The sequence below is a fragment of the Bartonella queenslandensis genome, from assembly GCF_018155095.1.
In the GTDB taxonomy this organism is placed as follows: domain Bacteria; phylum Pseudomonadota; class Alphaproteobacteria; order Rhizobiales; family Rhizobiaceae; genus Bartonella; species Bartonella queenslandensis_B.
Genome location: NZ_NAAI01000006.1, coordinates 58,997 through 74,389 on the forward strand (window position 1 = coordinate 58,997; position 15,393 = coordinate 74,389).

Consider the following 15,393-nt stretch of genomic DNA (forward strand, 5'->3'; position numbering starts at 1 on the left):
CTTGTCTTGTTCTTTCTCGACGTTGCAATGCTTAGCTCTAAATTAGATCTTCTCCAATTTGCAACTCTAAACGAATTAAGCCAAGTTAGGTATGCGATTAGCCTCATTTACAAAGCTAGGAATCAGGCTGTTGTGTTTATGAAAACTTTCACACACACTAGGGCAAACTATGCGACTGACCTTTTATCCTATACCCGCTTTCTTTAATTTAGAAACAAAACAGCCTCTAAAATAATTAACCATGAAATGAGATATGCATAAAATCCAAATTTGGTACAGCCCACTGGCTAAAATTGACCAGCAGCTTTATTTGCGCTACTTAGCGCTCTTGTCGCCATGTGAACATAAACGATTTAGACAGTTCAAAGCAAAATCAGCTCAGAATGAGTATCTTGTAGGAAGAGTCCTACTCAGGACCATTTTATCTAAAATGGCGCCTATTGCGCCCCAAGAGTGGCAATTTATTAGTAATAAATATGGCCGTCCCGAAATTACTCCGACACAAAAATGGGCAGTACTTGGACTAAACTTTAATATTTCTCATAGCTGCGGCTTAGTTGTCTTAGCAATCAGCAACGATTGCTGCATTGGCATAGATGTAGAAGCAATAACCCGTCCAATAAATGCAAAAGAGCTAGCTTATCGCTGCTTTACATCCACAGAAGCAAATTTTATTTGTGACGTTAACGGCAAAAAACGCTTAGAACGTTTTTATACCATTTGGATATTAAAAGAAGCCTACAGTAAAGCTTTGGGCTTGGGCTTATCATTACCTTTTGATAGTTTTTCTTTCGACCTCTCCGAGACACAGCACAACATCATAAAGCTTACTAGCCAACACCCAAGTTCTGCACTATGGCGCTTCGCAAGATGGAAAATAAAATCCAACCACCAAATCGCATTAGCTATTCTTCCACAGCACAGCTCTTTTAAGATAAAGTTTTTCAAAAGCTTACCGCTTATAACACAGAAAGAAGATTTAAAACCAAAACTTTTAACAAAGTGGCCTCCGGATTAAAAAATGCTATCTTCATTAGCGATTTTTTATTTTTTCCCATAATATATCCCGTACTACACATCCAATTAGGATTAAGCATTTACACTATAAGATATAATATTATATCTTATTATACGATAAGGTACTAAAATATATATTTGCTCTTTTTACATGGTAATGACAGATTTGATATTTTATTTCAAAAAAAGAAATTAAGGAAATGCAGCCATTGGATGACCTTGCCAAGCGGGTAAAATAATATCTTTTGTTACCATGACATTGAAATTATAACCAGGACGAATAATAATTGTTGGCTGAATACCTAGATTTTTACGTGTCATTTCAATCCCAACTTCGCCCCATTGCCTACCAAGCTCTGCTGCTAACGTTTCTTTTGCTGTTTCCATTTTACTATCATCATTACCTTTATTATGTGTTTTTTGAGATAATTGTGAAGCTCCTGAAATGACAGAAAGCAGAAAAGCATTCCCAAAAATTTTTAAATAATGATTATTGACCTTATCCTTAAATCCAGCATAACCAGACTGATCTGTCCCCGGCATATTCCCAAGAGATAAAGAAGATCCATCTGGATAAATAACTCTTGACCAAGCAATAAGTGCTCTTTTTTGACCAGTAGATACACGACTATCATATGTTCCAATTAGCCTCGACCCCAAAGGAATTAAAACATTTTGACCCGTAGCGGAATCGTAAACACTTTCTCTTACTTGAGCTATGATTTGTCCAGGCAAATCACTGTTAATACCACTTATCATAATACTAGGAATAATGGTTCCAGCCTTAATCTCAAGGCTTGCCTTGATAGCTTCTTGACGCGTGTTTTTTAAGTAAACTGCTGCTTCTGGTGATTGTGATAAAAAAGCAATTTTTTGTTCTTGCATATTAGGGTTACGTCCTCCATCACCATTGTACAATGATGCATTAGACGCTACTCCACGACCAAACAAACTTTCAAGAGTTACTTTTTGAGGATTATTCTCCTGTATTTGAGATTGCGTTTTTATTTTTGAATCCATTGTAAAAGAAATCGTAGGTTCAGAATCCAAAGCTGCTTCCATTTTAGCCAAACGTCTTTCTTCAATACGCTTTAATAACCTTTTCTGCTCTTCATATTCTTCATCTACAACTTTATCAATTTGGCTTTGTTCTAGTTTTCTTTCTTCTAGTTGTTTGATCTTAGTTTGAGTACCTGCGTCAGTTGATTTTGATGGTAAGACCTCCGGTAATTTAGGTTCTACATAATCATTTCCTTCTGGACGTATCGGCAAAGGTGTTTCATCCACAAACAAGCGTTTTTGGTCTTCTAAAACAACACTGTTAGATTGCTGCCGCAACATAAAAGTATAAGTAATACCAATAAGCGCGAACAAAAAAACACCTATAGCCCCTATCAGAGGTAGATTGTTTAATCGTCGTATATTACGCCCTTTGGATTTTATGGTAAAAAAATCCGGTGAATCAAAAGAAACAAGTTTTGGATTTTTTGTCACTCTTTTCCCCCATCTTCTACACGAGCAGTAAAAGGAGCAGCCGGTACAGTTTTTCCAGTTGTTAAACGCACATAATAACGTGTTACTTCAATTGAACCATATCGCGCTACCAATACTATGCCTTTATCCATTGGCATAACTTTGTAAGTTAAAATTACACCTGTGTTTTTATATTTTTCTGGTTCATCTGTATAATTAACACCATAACCATTCCGTTGTAATAGATTGATCAACGGAGATGTAAATTTATCTTCTGTATCACTTGTTTTTACAATCAGTGTTGTTGTTGCGGGTGGCAAAGAATCTCTGAGATAATTAACGAAGTCACTAGTAATTAAAGCTGCATCATTCTCAGTAACATTTTGATCAACATAATTCAAAGATGAACGATAGTTCATAGATGTGCAACCAACTGTCAACAAAAGAGGTAATAGCAATAAATATTTTAACATCTTAATTACCTCTAATAATTGTTACTCTCTGTTGAGAGCTTCCTACACCGGAAATAAGAGCAATTTTGCTAATAACTGTATCACAACATACCGATTACCAATCATGCGATAGTTTATTAATCTCTCGCTAGGTTTTTTTAAGAAACCACCATCATCACCAATAGCAATTAAAGCTGGGGCTGTTCCTCTAATCCCATCTCCAGGCAGTTCAATGTAAGTTTTAAAGCCGTCTGTATAAACACGTCTTGGGTACCATTTAATTTTTGGATCACTAATCGTAATACGAAAGTTAAAATCAAGAGCCGCTAAGTTTTGTCCTGTTGGCAGCGTAGTACGGCTCCTATCTGTAGCCGCTTTATAGGCCGCCCAATCTTGATCTGTATCATCCGGATAAATAAAAGAAAGGATAGGAATTGAAGAACTTTGCGTGCTAGCTAGTTTAATCATGTAAGTTCTTCTATCAGTCGTAATAAAGAGATTTGTCGTTAAACCAGCATCCGTAGGCTTTACAACAATATAAGTTGTTTCTTCTGCTCCTGTTCCACTTACGCTAGGACTAATTTTCCACCGTACCGTATCACCGGCATGTAAAGAATTTACAGTTTCACCAGCTTGCAATTGAATCGTACATATTTCTAATGGTGTACAAACCAATGTAGGCAAAGTAGCCCCATAAAGATATTTAACACTACCATCCCCAGAATATATAGGTCGTTTTGGATTATTCTTCCATTGATTTGCTAATTTGATTCCCCATGCCTCCTTATCAGTAAGAGGTATTTTTTGAGGAGAAACAAATTTAACGTTGGGTGATATACCTGTTGCCATAGCTGTTGATATCTTTAAAACAACTAAACTCAAAAAAATAATTTTTTTAAACATAAAAACCCCGCTTTACTCATTTACTATGGTTGTTTTTACAGTCTTGATGTCCAAGCAAATTGCTTAACATACAGTCCTATTGGATTTATCATTATTTGCTGTTCAGTTTTGGGTATTGCTAAAACAATCGTAGCTGTAGCTTGCCAAAGTTTAGTATCAATCAGGGCACCTGTCCGCGCTCTTCTGTTTTCAGTCCATTCGATTTGCCAAGTATCGCTAGAAACGGGAACAATTGCATTAACTTGAACTTCTACTGTCTCATTCGCAGCACGAGAATAGGGATCATTTTGTTTATGATATTCAACAAGCATAGTATAGGCTGGTGATTGTGGTAAAGTCATTGAATATGTTTGATTTATAAGGCTTTCTTCTGCTCTCATATCAACGTAAACAGTACGCGCCCCAATTAACCAATTGCGTAATGCCGCCCGAATATGTGTTGCGTTCGGTTTAGCTGCAACATTTGCTTTCGATAAATGTGTTACCTCACCCACTGAATTGGTTTGTACAATATAAGGCACGACAGTTTGTTCATTTGTTTTCCAAATGAACGCTCCTATTGCTATGGCAGTAATGATAATCATTCCAAAAGTTGCTAAGCGCCAATTATTAGCAGCCTGAACATATTCGCCATACCTTTCCATCCATTCTTTGCGCGCTATAATATATGGATTAGAGGGTTTATACTTTGTAGAATCTTCAGTTTTCTTCACACTTACCCCCCAATTTTAAAACTAATTACTATTCTTTAAAGATAAATTAACTTTCTTATGAAACATTTTTTTCCTTTTGTGAAGAAAACAATCTTCATTTATCCATAAAATAATTATCTCAAACAAAAAAATTATAATTTTAAAGAAAAAACATACTAACTTTAAATCTCTTTATCTGAAAGATTTTGGATCTTGTTCTTTGTAATTTTAACTTTTTTCCTTTTTTCCAATATCCGGCTTGAATAAAGCCTCTTTTTGAGATTTCTTTAACAAAAATCTTGTTTAATTCAAAAAGAAGAACGTTTTTTCCCCCAACTTCTCTACGCTCTGTATACTTAAATACAGCTTCTTCACCTTTCCACATAACATGAGGTAAATTCTCAGCATATTGATCGCGATCTTTTATCCATTCTTGAATTGGATCATTAATGCTATTTTTTTTATGTCGACTTACTTCATTTTTAATGTCATTAAGAGTAGGATCAGAAAATAAAACGTTCATATCATGAATACCAGCCAATCGTGCAACTTCTTTTTTAAATTCCTCTGTACCATTTAATATGAGAGGTTGATCTTTAAATTTTTCCATAGCGAGACTTAACGCAATATAAGCAGACCCTGTAGTGAATTTTTGCGCATGAATTTTCCCTCCAGCATCAATAATGCTCCCTCCATCAATAGTCCTATATAGAATATTTCCATTTCTTAAAAAATAAGGATTTAGATTTTTACGTAGAAAAATACCCGTTTTCAAAGCCGTTTCCACAGTTAATAAATTATCTGACAAAATAGTTTGACTCTCATTCATGGAATGCAAAACATTCATAGCATCTCTATCACCGATATTTGCTTGCTGATGTAACCAATCGAGCCAATTTGGAAACCTAGTTTCTGCCAATTTCCTTTTAATTTTTTCCTGTTTTTTTAAACTCTTGCTGTTTAAGTACTTTTTGTAATTTCAATGTATTTCGAAGTGTCGCGCGTGAACTTTTAGGCATTAACTTCAACAAAGAACACTGTTGTTTATACCAAACAAAAATCTCATTATAAAAAGCACGCTTTTGTATCGGTAATGCTTGATATTTTCTCTGGTGTTCTATTTTACTTATCTTTTTCTGCTCTTCATACCGAGAGTATAAAAGGGTCTTAGCTTTACTTTTTTTCCATAGGGAAATGGTGCATATCGTTTATGTTCTGCTGTCTTGACGTCTTTATAAGGACCAAGTTTTTTCAAGAGAAGATAAAGATAATCCTCTATCACAACTACTAGCTTTCACCCATAAATCAAGATCGGGAGATCCTATGACTAATCCATTTCCTCTTTTTTATAACGAGACCATGAGCGGCAAAACTTTCATGAAGTTTTGACCAATCTGTAAAATTAAATTCTTTAATTATGCCTCTCACATATGTTGTGAGAGATTCTATACCTGTTCTGTATTCAAAATCTTTTCTTTTTTCCTGTTTCGTATTTCCAATATCGTCGACTTCATCTTCAAGAGACTGTTTTTCGTTCCCATGTGGCGTATTGATCAAATTATATTCCTGTTCAATTTTTTGACAGGTTTTCATAAGTGTACGTTTATCGAAAAAAGGTTCATGATTACGAAAATTTTCGGAATTTATTTTATTAATGGCAATGTGAATATGGAGATTATCTGTATCTTTATGGATAGCTGAAATCCGTTGATGATTTTCATAACCTAATGCTGCACAGAACTTATTTTCAATTGCATAAAGTGTTTCTTTATCTGGAATTTTTCCAGCTGGAAAAGATAACACTAAATGATATGTTTTATCAGTCTTTGATTTTTTATTTTGATCTTGAGTTTTTAAAATAAACTCTGTTGCCATAACTGGATCGTCCGTATGGCAATTTGTAACTCTTACTGATGCTACCTTTTTACTGTTTTGTATATTGCTATCAAGTATGTAATCAGATGTAAGTTTCCAATCTCTTGGCAAAACCCCACCATCCAAATCCATAATATAACGAGCCAATCGCGCTATATTTGATGTTGATTTTTTTCTTTCAATACGTTTAGCAATCATAAAGTGGATATTTTTTCAAAAATTTGTTTTTGGAGTGCACGAAAATCCACCATCATTTGATTTATATCTTTTGGCGCTCCACCTTTTCCATTATTTGTAACTAACCATAATTTTAATAAGCCTGCTACTCTACCTAAATCACCCTGGAACTTAGTTAAATCTTTTACTACCTCATAATCTATATTAGCTTTTACAGGTTCAAGCTGTCCAGTGGTACGTAGATAAGTGGAAATCGATAAACCCGTCTGCTTGGCATTTTCTTCTATGCTTTCCTTTTCTTCAAATGCGCACCAAACACTTAATCTATATTTTCGTGGTCGTGTCATTTTTATCCTCTTAAATTGCGGTAGCAATCAAACCTCGTAGAGCAAGATACGTTGAGCATTTATGCGAATAAGTTGAGTAATGTAGTTGCGTGGTCCTACATTACACATCTTGCCATTTTCCCATTTTCTGAAAGAAAAATTTTTCTAAAACTTACCAAAATATTTCTTTAATTGACAATAATAACCATTTTTTGTAAAAATTTGATAAGTTTTGTAAAGTTTTTGAAAATTCTATAAAAATATGGAAAGTTAATGAAACAAAAAACTAAATGGGGACAAATGCGAATAGTCTTTATAGCCAACAAAGATTTAATTCTAAAATCTATTGAAGAAGGGTATTCCCTAAAAGAAATTTTAAGAAAAAATCCAAATTTAAATATTTCATATGATGCCCTAGCATCATATGTGCGGAAATATTTTAGAAAAAATCTTGAGAGGGCTTCATCAGATTTATCAGTAAAAACTGAATCCAAAGAAGCTACTTCTGCTAATCCTATTACGACAAAACAAAAATCACGTACATTTATACACGATACAAACAAAAAATTAGAGGATATGATATGACAAATATTCACATGACCTTACAAGGTAAAGGAGGAGTAGGAAAATCCTTTGTAGCTAGTCTTGTGATGCAATATTTACTCGAAAACAAAATAAACGTAAAAGGTATAGACACTGATCCTGTTAATCAAACTTTTGCTAACTATAAAAATTTTAATGTAAAACATTTAAAACTTCTCGAGCAAAGTGTAATTATTCCACGTAATTTTGATGCTCTTATGGAAGAATTGCTTAATTCTAATTGCCAATATGTTATTGATAATGGAGCTACAACATTTTTACCCCTAGCCTATTATTTAAAAGAAAACGAAGCTTTTGATATATTAGCCACTGCTAAAAAAAATGTAATTATTCATACAATTATCACTGGTGGACAAGCATTAGCCGATACATTATCTGGATTATTTTCTATATGTACCCAAATTCCACAAACAGCAAATATTGTGGTGTGGAAAAATGAATTTTTTGGACCCATCACAGCCAATGGAAAAAACTTTGAAGAAATGAAAATATTTGAAGAAACTAAAGAAAGAATTTCAGCTATTATTACAATTCCACAGCAGACATCGAGCACTTTTGGTGAAGATATCAAAACAATGCTTGATAAAAAACTAACCTTTAATGAAATTACAAATTCAAATGAATTCAGTATTATGGCTAAAAGCCGATTAGCACGTGTAAAAAATATGTTATTTAATCAAATAGCTATTATTCCAGGAATATAAAATGTCCATTGATATTGATGCCATTAGACAAAAAATAGCTCTAGAATTTAATCAATTTATTCCACCAAATGATCCAATTCTCATGACTGTTTTTTTGTCTGATACAGTATTAAATTCAGCTTTAAAAACACTTCGTGAACATCAAAATCAAATAGTTAATTACATTTTAACTGCACGTAATGATATGGTAGAGGAGGAAAAAAAAGCAGCTGGTAAATTAATAACTGAAGCAGCCGTATATATACAAAAAGAAATAAACGAAGAAGTACAGAAAAACTTAAATTCCATTTCTGAACAAATGAAATCATATGAACTATCATTATCCAAAATACCTACCATAAAATCGAATGTAGATGAAAAAATGGAAATATTTTTTAAAAAAATCAGAAATTACATGATATTCATAGGAGCTAGTTTGTTAGCAAATATTCTCGTCTTTTTTACTCTTATAATCCATTATTATCTACATTAATAAATTTAAAAACAGGCGCCCCCACGCGCCCGTATCTTTTATTTTATTGTCTTTTTTGACATTTTTTATAATATTTTCAAAAGGCTTGTTATTCCTTCGATAAACGCGGATCTGATGTCATGATTTTGGTGAGCGTACGGAGAGTTTGAGAGGCCGTAGCCTCTCATTAAAAAATAAATTTTGTAAATAGAAATTATTCTTATTGCTAATCTTCCAAGATTATCTTATCAAGAAGAGTTATTGGTTATCTACGCAATGATCAATAAGGGATAGTGAACCCTAAGTTTTCAAAAAATTAACTCACTATGTGAGTGTTCCCGGATTCCGGGAGATTTTGTTATGTCCAAGTGCAATAGCACTAAAAGCAAAATGCTGATGAAAACTCAGTACTTCACTACTCCCGGAATACCATGCGAGGGCGCTCGCAACTGGAGGGGGTGCAAAGTGCAAACCAGAAATCAACATGTAAATGACTTATCTGTAGGCAAAAAAATTCGCCTCAGAAGAGAAATATTAAAAATGTCTCAACAAAAATTAGGAGACCTCTTAGGAGTAACCTTCCAACAAATCCAAAAATATGAAAAAGGCTTAAATCGCGTAGGAGCTGGACGTTTACAGCAAATTGCTGACATACTCGATGTTGATATCTCCTTTTTTTATGCCGATATTTCCAAAAAAAGAAATTTTTCATACCATTATGATGAAGGAATTTCCTGTAAAGAAGAATACTTCCTTTTAAAAGGTTTTAGACAACTTAATTCTAAAAAACAGAAAGCAATTTTGTGGTTAATTGCCGAATAGAATAAAAAGTTTGGAAAACAGTATAAAACGCTTTAACCATTTGATAAATAAGCACCTTAATTATAAAAAAATTAAATATTTATTACGTATTTTGTACGTAAATAATAAATATTTATTATTTATTTTGTATGTAATTATTATTTACATAAGCTTGAATAAGACGATTAAGAAAATCACCACCATCTTCATTAAGTTCATCCGCTAAAGACCAAAAACTGTCTTTTACTTCTGGTTCAAGTGCCAGTGTTAATCGTGCTGTTTTTAAACTACGTCGTCTGCGTCCACTACCACGTTTTAGTTCTACGCCATGACGTGTCGTAAAACCATTATTTTGACTTATCTTACCTAATTCTTTTTCATCTACTTTTACTTTCTGTGCTTTTGTAAACGGTTGTAAATTTTCAAAGTTTGGTAATGGAATTTCAGCTCTTTTTGTCATGCTACTTTATCCTTTAATAAATTTTCATTATCCAATACTTTCACAACAGCATTAGCAAAAACCGTTGCATTTTCTTGTGCTGCTTGAGGATTACTCACATCGGCAGATGTTAAATCAAAAAGTGATCCTCCTATCTGAAAAATAGCACTAAAAGCTCCTCTTTCAGTTAATGAAGCAGGTAAAATAGGAAGATTAGCTTTTTCTAACGTTTTCTCTATATGCTGTCCTTCGCGACTGTTTAAGGTATTGGTCATAGAAAATACGATACGAAAAGGTATTTCTCTTTTAAAAAACTGACTCTGCTGTTTTATTAAAGCAATGATCTTTCCTATCTGATCTCCATCAAGTTGCTTTTTTCTCATAGGAATTAAAACTAAATCGGCTCTCCCTATAGCAAAAGAAGCTGCAAGATTAGCAGAACCTTCAAGATCAACAATAACAAATGGAAACTGCTCTACAGCATCATCAATGCAAGAAACAATATTCTGTTCTGTAATATTTCCAGAAACTTCTATATTTGGTGGCATTGTATCATTTGGTGGCATTGTATCTACAGATCTTTCCATCCATGTCACAAGTGGTTGATTTGGGTCTGCATCAATTAATTTCACTTTAGATCCAGCTTTAGCAAAAACGTTAGCTAATACTAATGCCATTGTGGATTTTCCAACACCACCTTTTGTTGAACACATAGTAATTACAGGCATTAAGATATTCCTTATTTAGTGAATAAACACTAAATAAATATCATTTATTTATTACGTATTTATTAAAATAATAAATAATTACAATTTATTTTATGAATATTTATTACGTATTTTATACGTAAATAATAAATATTTACAAATTTTAAATTAGGTGCGTACATTCCGGTATGCATATGCAAACGAGTTCATTCTTCAACTTCTTTTTTAAAAGTAATTGATTTTTACATTACTTTGATATATATTGGATAATTATATGTAAGAGGAGTTTTCTATGTCTTCATTAACTGTTACAGCAAAAGGACAAATTACGCTGAAGCGGGATTTACTACAACACCTTGGTGTTAAACCAGGTGAAAAGATTGACTTTGATAAACTACCAGGTGGCGAACTTCGTATAAAAGCATCACAGCCTACAATAACAATAGAAAGCTTTATTGGACGATTTTCTGGAAAACTAAAAAAACCACTAACCATTGAAGAAATGAACGAAATTACGGCTTCTAGTTGGGCTGGAAAAAAATGAAGATTTCTGTAGATACAAATGTTCTAGCTCGTGCTATTTTACAAGATGATAAAAAGCAAGGGGAAGTAGCAAGTAAAATTTTAAGAAAAGCTTCTCTAATAGCTATTTCTTTACCTTGTCTATGCGAACTTGTTTGGATACTTCGTCGAGGTGCAAAATTATCAAAAGAAGATGTAGCTGGAATGTTAAGAGATCTGCTAGCAACCAGTAATGTAGTGATGAATCGACCAGCTGTTGAAGCAGGGCTTGCTATTCTAGAGACTGGTGGAGACTTTGCTGATGGAATTATAGCTTATGAAGGTAATTGGCTAGGCGGCGAGACATTTGTTTCGTTTGATAAATTAGCAATCGACCTGTTAAAGAAAAACGGAAAATCAGTAAAACTCCTTTCTTAATGAGTAAGCTAATACCTATAAAAGAACAAGCTATAGATGTGGATTTTCCAATATCACATTTTGTTGAATACATAGTAATTACAGACATTAAGATATTACTTATTTAGTGAATAAATACTAAATAAATATCATTTATTTATTACGTATTTTGTACGTAAATAATAAACATACTTCAATGCATCATGTCATAGAAAAGAACTATCAACTTTGCACAGTTTATCTTAATTCTCTAATGTTCTTGGCATGGTAATGAGTGGCTTCATTTTTGTAAGCTTTATGTTTTTGCGTTCAATAAATAAACGTAAGGTATTCACACTAACTCCTAATGTCTTAGCAATACGGTTTTGTGATAAACCAACATTTATAAATGCTTGAATTTCATCAATGTGATTGTCCAGCTTTAATTGCGTAGCAGTACTTCCTTTTGGGCGCCCTAGTTTTATTCCTCGTTGACGAGCAACACTTAACGCTTCTTTTGTACGTGTTTGAATTAAATGTCTCTCAATCTGCGCTACCATACCTAATACAGTTGCGATGATATCACTTTGTAAACTACCATCCATGATAAGATTTTGTTTTGTCACGTGAAAAATTAAGCCACGTTCACTGGCGGCTTTGAGAATTTCTAGGACAGCAAGAGAAGAACCAGCTATACGAGAAAATTCAGGAGTTAATAATACATCTCCTCGTTCTGCTTTTTCAATTAAAGCACCAAGCTTACGCTTGCGCCAATCTTTTCCTCTGCTTGCAATTTCTTCTTCAATGTGAAGTGGGGCAAAGCCATGTTTGTTAGCATATTTTAGCAATCCAAACTTTTGATTTTCTGTATCTTGTCCATCACGAGAAACTCGTAAATATGCGTAAAATTTTGTCATATTCAGTAAAAATATCAATTTAGATTTAAACTAATATATTTTTATTCAAAAAAAATGTCAAATAAATATATATTTTTGCATCAGAAAAAATGATCGTTTTTACTGATAGAATAATCAAAATTATCAATGATAAAATAGGAACGTTGATTGACCAGATCTAACCATTAGATTAATATTTAAAGATAGATTACAGAAAGGAATTTCCTATGAAAAAGACATTACCCAAGAGTTATATGACTGATGCTGAACGCGAGGAATTACGAGTAGGCGGTTTAGATCAAGATGGTATTTATACTGCCGAGTCAGAAGCAGCAGATCATGCTGGTGATAGCAACACAGCATGGGAATGGTTGGCAATGACTGAGCCTCCAGCACATACACTTTTGTTTCTTAGATCTGAACATGGAGCACAATTTATTCGTGATATGGGATTTTCTACAAAAAAAGCTGATGAGAAATATGGTCCAGATTGGTTAGACAAAGGTGTTATGATAGGAGGCGATTATTTCTGAAGAAGACGACAAGATAGAAAAGATTTTTTTCCGTGAAAATAACTATGTAGAAAGTCGTGCTCAAACATTAGCGACTAAGAAGCTATGTAGTGTGTGGAATGAATTGTATGATCATGTTTGTGATGTTGGACGTAGCAATAACTTATCATTACTTATTAGTACAGAACGCAAAATTGTAAAAAATGATTTGTTTAGATAAACAATAAAATTAAATTTTTAAATGTTGAGAACGCTGTTGAATAATATTAACGATTGCATCAAAAACTTCAGAACGCAAACCTTCACCCTCGAGCTCTTTCTTTAATTTTATTGCTTTATCATTGACTGAATCAGTCATTCTTTTTATTTGCTTTTTTAAGGAAAATTGAGCAGATTTAGTATCCGCAACCATTTTATAAAAATGACGTAAATATGTATTTTTAGGCATATACTCTCCTCCTATTTTCATAGCCATTTTTTGAGATAAATCTGAATAAATAGCTGTGCTTAACAAATCATATGCAGGAGCAAGTTCTGGTTTTTTCTGTTGGTAAAGTAGTGAAAAGTTTTTGCCATGCGCATCGGCATTACCAATTAAATAATTAAAAATAATTATATTAAGGAAATTCAGTTGATCAACAGCAGGACGCAATGTATGCTGGAAAATAACGGTTTGACACGCAGCAATACTAGGTCCTCCTTCACATTCATATTTAAATTCTGGAGCTATACTAAGTGCTTGACAAAAATCCTCTTGATGAATACGCAAAACTGTTCCATTAGAAGATATTTGACGGTCATATCGAGTGATAAGACAATAAGGTGTATTATTCACAAAATGTAAATACACTTCCGGCACATTAATACCTACGAGTTTTGCTAATTTCATACAAAAAAGCTCATTATGCGCACTATCATTAATATGTTCAATGAGAGGTTTCAAAATATGCGTGGTCGGTGCACCCCCTTTAATGAGTTGAACACGATTCTCTCTAAAGCCAACCGCTAATTTATCTTGTGCACCCGCAAGAGACAATCTGTAGCCATCTCCACCAGCAAGCATTGGACGACGTTTAATACACTCAAGAATTTCTTTCAATTGAGTATCATCAAGAGTTTCTACATCATCTGTTGGCAAATTTGGAACTTGTCCATGTGGATATAAAGCGAGAGCACCAGCACAATCTCCCCCAACAACTTCAAGCAAAGCAAAAGCATTTCGTTCAGAAAGACCTAAATAAGTTGCTAAACGATATCTTACATTATCATCGGGTAAGAGACCGGAAAAAAAGGCTTTTACTGCTTGACCTTTATAAGCTTCAACACGAGGAGGTAGAGAGACAGAGATGCCCTGTAAATCTTTATACAAATAATCAGTATCGTAGAGAAACGTGAGATCTCCACTTTTTTGTTGTTGTAATTGACCTACTAATTTTGCGTGTAAATAAACATCAAGTGTACGGGTCATAATTTTTCATTTTCAATCTGAATATCAAGACCAAGCATTGAAAGCACATGTATGGTTTTTCCAACATGACAAGACTCTTTGCCTCTTTCTAAATCACGGATAAAACGCACACCAACCCCTGATGTAGCTGCTAACTGTTCTTGTGTTAATCCTTGTTTTTTACGTGTATTTCTAACAATAAAACCCAATATCTTCATTCTGCTTTCAATCATAATCGTCCCTTTCGGGATTATTTTATCATTTTATGCTTTTATTACAAGAAAATAAACCTGTACGGGACGTTTTTATCCCATATACTCTTAAAGCCTTATCCGAAGAACAAAGAAGAGTGCATATTTTGCGTATACTTCATGCAAAAAAAACTTCAGTAGTTAACTGTATCTAAATTGAATCCGGCTGTGTTTAACAGTTCAACAAGTTTTTGGATCGTCTCTTTTACGTGTTCATTAAAAGGAATGTAATTAATCCCTTCATAATCTAAAGGCACTTCAACATCTCGTTTTTTTAAAATAGCAATATTTCTGCAAGAAATTTTAGGAATTAACATACCCATTTTAAAAATAATATTTTGATTAGCGCGCGGTTTTGCGTCTTTTTTTATCAGCAGATTTTTCATATCCAATCTCATCGGGAGTAAGTAGCACAATACCAAATTTTGGAGAATTAGTTTGCATACTAATTTCTTGTTTAAAATCCTCAATAGTAGTTAAATTATCACTACCAAATTTCAGAACGTATGGTTCCAATCCAAGCTTAAAAAGAACACGTTCAGTTTGTTCTAAAGTAGTATGATCATTATATATAATAAAAATTTTTGGCATTTTTATATCCCCTATAAAATATATGCATTTATCCCAGAGGGCTTATTATTTTTTATCAACGAATAATTGCGATAAAAATTTCTCCCAATCTATATTTTCCTTTAATTTATCATTAGTCTCTTTATCAAATTTTATTTTTTTTACCATTTACAGTAAAATAAAATTCAACACTTTCGATA

22 protein-coding genes are annotated in these 15,393 nt (G+C 33.3%); 8 read left to right on the top strand and 14 right to left on the bottom strand.

The annotated features are described in order from the left end of the window. Window positions 1–253 precede the first annotated feature (253 nt). Window positions 254–1,018, top strand: a complete 765-nt coding sequence (locus B5V81_RS05420) for a 4'-phosphopantetheinyl transferase family protein (RefSeq protein ID WP_212112461.1) — start codon at window positions 254–256, stop codon at window positions 1,016–1,018. 191 nt (window positions 1,019–1,209) lie between these two features. On the opposite strand, the gene B5V81_RS09110 is transcribed toward B5V81_RS05420, so the two are convergent. The 7 genes from B5V81_RS09110 to B5V81_RS05450 all read right to left on the bottom strand — a co-directional run bounded on the left by B5V81_RS09110 (window position 1,210) and on the right by B5V81_RS05450 (window position 6,936). After that, complete coding sequence (locus tag B5V81_RS09110) at window positions 1,210–2,511, bottom strand: TrbI/VirB10 family protein (RefSeq protein WP_212112463.1); 1,302 nt, start codon at window positions 2,509–2,511, stop codon at window positions 1,210–1,212. Next, a complete protein-coding gene (locus B5V81_RS05430) occupies window positions 2,508–2,963 on the bottom strand; it encodes a conjugal transfer lipoprotein TrbH (RefSeq protein ID WP_212112465.1) in 456 nt (151 codons plus the stop codon). The genes B5V81_RS09110 and B5V81_RS05430 overlap by 4 nt, the downstream gene beginning before the upstream one ends. A gap of 42 nt (window positions 2,964–3,005) precedes the next feature. Continuing rightward, a complete protein-coding gene (gene trbG / locus B5V81_RS05435; RefSeq protein ID WP_244979394.1) occupies window positions 3,006–3,845 on the bottom strand; it encodes a P-type conjugative transfer protein TrbG in 840 nt (279 codons plus the stop codon). Window positions 3,846–3,880: 35 nt separating this feature from the next. After that, window positions 3,881–4,558, bottom strand: a complete 678-nt coding sequence (locus tag B5V81_RS05440; protein WP_212112467.1) for a VirB8/TrbF family protein — start codon at window positions 4,556–4,558, stop codon at window positions 3,881–3,883. Between the two features lie 139 nt (window positions 4,559–4,697). Continuing rightward, a complete protein-coding gene (locus B5V81_RS08855) occupies window positions 4,698–5,456 on the bottom strand; it encodes an LPD7 domain-containing protein (RefSeq protein WP_244979395.1) in 759 nt (252 codons plus the stop codon). A gap of 386 nt (window positions 5,457–5,842) precedes the next feature. After that, on the bottom strand, window positions 5,843–6,610 hold the full coding sequence (gene traI / locus B5V81_RS08860; RefSeq protein ID WP_244979396.1) for a TraI/MobA(P) family conjugative relaxase: 768 nt from the start codon (window positions 6,608–6,610) through the stop codon (window positions 5,843–5,845). Then, entirely contained in the window at window positions 6,607–6,936 is a 330-nt protein-coding gene (locus B5V81_RS05450; RefSeq protein WP_212112469.1) for a plasmid mobilization protein, read from the bottom strand. The genes traI and B5V81_RS05450 overlap by 4 nt, the downstream gene beginning before the upstream one ends. Window positions 6,937–7,188: 252 nt before the next feature. Between B5V81_RS05450 and B5V81_RS05455 the strand changes: the two genes are divergently transcribed. The 4 genes from B5V81_RS05455 to B5V81_RS05470 all read left to right on the top strand — a co-directional run bounded on the left by B5V81_RS05455 (window position 7,189) and on the right by B5V81_RS05470 (window position 9,495). Beyond that, window positions 7,189–7,500: a TraK family protein gene (locus B5V81_RS05455; protein WP_212112471.1), complete on the top strand. Its 312-nt coding sequence runs from the start codon at window positions 7,189–7,191 to the stop codon at window positions 7,498–7,500. Then, window positions 7,497–8,222: a nucleotide-binding protein gene (locus tag B5V81_RS05460; protein WP_212112473.1), complete on the top strand. Its 726-nt coding sequence runs from the start codon at window positions 7,497–7,499 to the stop codon at window positions 8,220–8,222. The genes B5V81_RS05455 and B5V81_RS05460 overlap by 4 nt, the downstream gene beginning before the upstream one ends. A gap of 1 nt (window position 8,223) precedes the next feature. Next, window positions 8,224–8,694, top strand: coding sequence for a hypothetical protein (locus B5V81_RS05465; RefSeq protein ID WP_212112474.1), 471 nt, complete (start codon window positions 8,224–8,226; stop codon window positions 8,692–8,694). 444 nt (window positions 8,695–9,138) lie between these two features. Then, complete coding sequence (locus B5V81_RS05470) at window positions 9,139–9,495, top strand: helix-turn-helix domain-containing protein (RefSeq protein WP_212112476.1); 357 nt, start codon at window positions 9,139–9,141, stop codon at window positions 9,493–9,495. 115 nt (window positions 9,496–9,610) lie between these two features. On the opposite strand, the gene B5V81_RS05475 is transcribed toward B5V81_RS05470, so the two are convergent. Together B5V81_RS05475 and B5V81_RS05480 are read right to left on the bottom strand one after the other, a co-directional pair. Beyond that, the gene (locus B5V81_RS05475; protein ID WP_212112478.1) at window positions 9,611–9,934 is read right to left on the bottom strand and encodes a hypothetical protein; all 324 of its coding nucleotides are present in this window, start codon (window positions 9,932–9,934) and stop codon (window positions 9,611–9,613) included. After that, on the bottom strand, window positions 9,931–10,641 hold the full coding sequence (locus B5V81_RS05480; protein ID WP_212112479.1) for a nucleotide-binding protein: 711 nt from the start codon (window positions 10,639–10,641) through the stop codon (window positions 9,931–9,933). The genes B5V81_RS05475 and B5V81_RS05480 overlap by 4 nt, the downstream gene beginning before the upstream one ends. Window positions 10,642–10,912: 271 nt before the next feature. Here B5V81_RS05480 and B5V81_RS05485 point away from each other — a divergent pair, with 271 nt between their 5' ends. Next, complete coding sequence (locus tag B5V81_RS05485) at window positions 10,913–11,164, top strand: AbrB/MazE/SpoVT family DNA-binding domain-containing protein (protein WP_212112480.1); 252 nt, start codon at window positions 10,913–10,915, stop codon at window positions 11,162–11,164. After that, entirely contained in the window at window positions 11,161–11,559 is a 399-nt protein-coding gene (locus B5V81_RS05490) for a type II toxin-antitoxin system VapC family toxin (RefSeq protein ID WP_212112481.1), read from the top strand. The genes B5V81_RS05485 and B5V81_RS05490 overlap by 4 nt, the downstream gene beginning before the upstream one ends. A gap of 221 nt (window positions 11,560–11,780) precedes the next feature. On the opposite strand, the gene B5V81_RS05495 is transcribed toward B5V81_RS05490, so the two are convergent. Beyond that, window positions 11,781–12,434, bottom strand: coding sequence for a recombinase family protein (locus tag B5V81_RS05495; RefSeq protein ID WP_212112483.1), 654 nt, complete (start codon window positions 12,432–12,434; stop codon window positions 11,781–11,783). A gap of 206 nt (window positions 12,435–12,640) precedes the next feature. Between B5V81_RS05495 and B5V81_RS05500 the strand changes: the two genes are divergently transcribed. Further along, window positions 12,641–12,946 carry a hypothetical protein gene (locus B5V81_RS05500; protein WP_212112485.1) on the top strand — a complete coding sequence of 102 codons (306 nt, stop codon included), beginning with the start codon at window positions 12,641–12,643 and terminating at the stop codon, window positions 12,944–12,946. Window positions 12,947–13,154: 208 nt separating this feature from the next. On the opposite strand, the gene B5V81_RS05505 is transcribed toward B5V81_RS05500, so the two are convergent. The 4 genes from B5V81_RS05505 to B5V81_RS08870 all read right to left on the bottom strand — a co-directional run bounded on the left by B5V81_RS05505 (window position 13,155) and on the right by B5V81_RS08870 (window position 15,214). After that, window positions 13,155–14,393 carry a type II toxin-antitoxin system HipA family toxin gene (locus B5V81_RS05505; RefSeq protein ID WP_212112487.1) on the bottom strand — a complete coding sequence of 413 codons (1,239 nt, stop codon included), beginning with the start codon at window positions 14,391–14,393 and terminating at the stop codon, window positions 13,155–13,157. Then, the gene (locus B5V81_RS05510) at window positions 14,390–14,605 is read right to left on the bottom strand and encodes a type II toxin-antitoxin system Y4mF family antitoxin (protein ID WP_100130413.1); all 216 of its coding nucleotides are present in this window, start codon (window positions 14,603–14,605) and stop codon (window positions 14,390–14,392) included. Before B5V81_RS05510 ends, B5V81_RS05505 begins: the two co-directional genes overlap by 4 nt. A 152-nt stretch (window positions 14,606–14,757) precedes the next feature. Beyond that, the gene (locus B5V81_RS08865) at window positions 14,758–15,009 is read right to left on the bottom strand and encodes a TIR domain-containing protein (RefSeq protein ID WP_244979397.1); all 252 of its coding nucleotides are present in this window, start codon (window positions 15,007–15,009) and stop codon (window positions 14,758–14,760) included. Continuing rightward, on the bottom strand, window positions 14,966–15,214 hold the full coding sequence (locus B5V81_RS08870; RefSeq protein ID WP_244979398.1) for a TIR domain-containing protein: 249 nt from the start codon (window positions 15,212–15,214) through the stop codon (window positions 14,966–14,968). Before B5V81_RS08870 ends, B5V81_RS08865 begins: the two co-directional genes overlap by 44 nt. Between the last annotated feature and the right edge of the window lie 179 nt (window positions 15,215–15,393).

Bases quoted from the DNA above. Each gene is read 5' to 3' on its own strand.
- B5V81_RS05420 (WP_212112461.1), top strand. From the start codon at position 254: ATGCATAAAATCCAAATTTGGTACAGCCCACTGGCTAAAATTGACCAG.
- B5V81_RS05430 (WP_212112465.1), bottom strand. From the start codon at position 2,963: ATGTTAAAATATTTATTGCTATTACCTCTTTTGTTGACAGTTGGTTGC.
- trbG (WP_244979394.1), bottom strand. From the start codon at position 3,845: ATGTTTAAAAAAATTATTTTTTTGAGTTTAGTTGTTTTAAAGATATCA.
- traI (WP_244979396.1), bottom strand. From the start codon at position 6,610: ATGATTGCTAAACGTATTGAAAGAAAAAAATCAACATCAAATATAGCG.
- B5V81_RS05450 (WP_212112469.1), bottom strand. From the start codon at position 6,936: ATGACACGACCACGAAAATATAGATTAAGTGTTTGGTGCGCATTTGAA.
- B5V81_RS05455 (WP_212112471.1), top strand. From the start codon at position 7,189: ATGAAACAAAAAACTAAATGGGGACAAATGCGAATAGTCTTTATAGCC.
- B5V81_RS05460 (WP_212112473.1), top strand. From the start codon at position 7,497: ATGACAAATATTCACATGACCTTACAAGGTAAAGGAGGAGTAGGAAAA.
- B5V81_RS05465 (WP_212112474.1), top strand. From the start codon at position 8,224: ATGTCCATTGATATTGATGCCATTAGACAAAAAATAGCTCTAGAATTT.
- B5V81_RS05475 (WP_212112478.1), bottom strand. From the start codon at position 9,934: ATGACAAAAAGAGCTGAAATTCCATTACCAAACTTTGAAAATTTACAA.
- B5V81_RS05480 (WP_212112479.1), bottom strand. From the start codon at position 10,641: ATGCCTGTAATTACTATGTGTTCAACAAAAGGTGGTGTTGGAAAATCC.
- B5V81_RS05485 (WP_212112480.1), top strand. From the start codon at position 10,913: ATGTCTTCATTAACTGTTACAGCAAAAGGACAAATTACGCTGAAGCGG.
- B5V81_RS05490 (WP_212112481.1), top strand. From the start codon at position 11,161: ATGAAGATTTCTGTAGATACAAATGTTCTAGCTCGTGCTATTTTACAA.
- B5V81_RS05495 (WP_212112483.1), bottom strand. From the start codon at position 12,434: ATGACAAAATTTTACGCATATTTACGAGTTTCTCGTGATGGACAAGAT.
- B5V81_RS05500 (WP_212112485.1), top strand. From the start codon at position 12,641: ATGAAAAAGACATTACCCAAGAGTTATATGACTGATGCTGAACGCGAG.
- B5V81_RS05505 (WP_212112487.1), bottom strand. From the start codon at position 14,393: ATGACCCGTACACTTGATGTTTATTTACACGCAAAATTAGTAGGTCAA.
- B5V81_RS05510 (WP_100130413.1), bottom strand. From the start codon at position 14,605: ATGATTGAAAGCAGAATGAAGATATTGGGTTTTATTGTTAGAAATACA.
- B5V81_RS08865 (WP_244979397.1), bottom strand. From the start codon at position 15,009: ATGAAAAATCTGCTGATAAAAAAAGACGCAAAACCGCGCGCTAATCAA.
- B5V81_RS08870 (WP_244979398.1), bottom strand. From the start codon at position 15,214: ATGCCAAAAATTTTTATTATATATAATGATCATACTACTTTAGAACAA.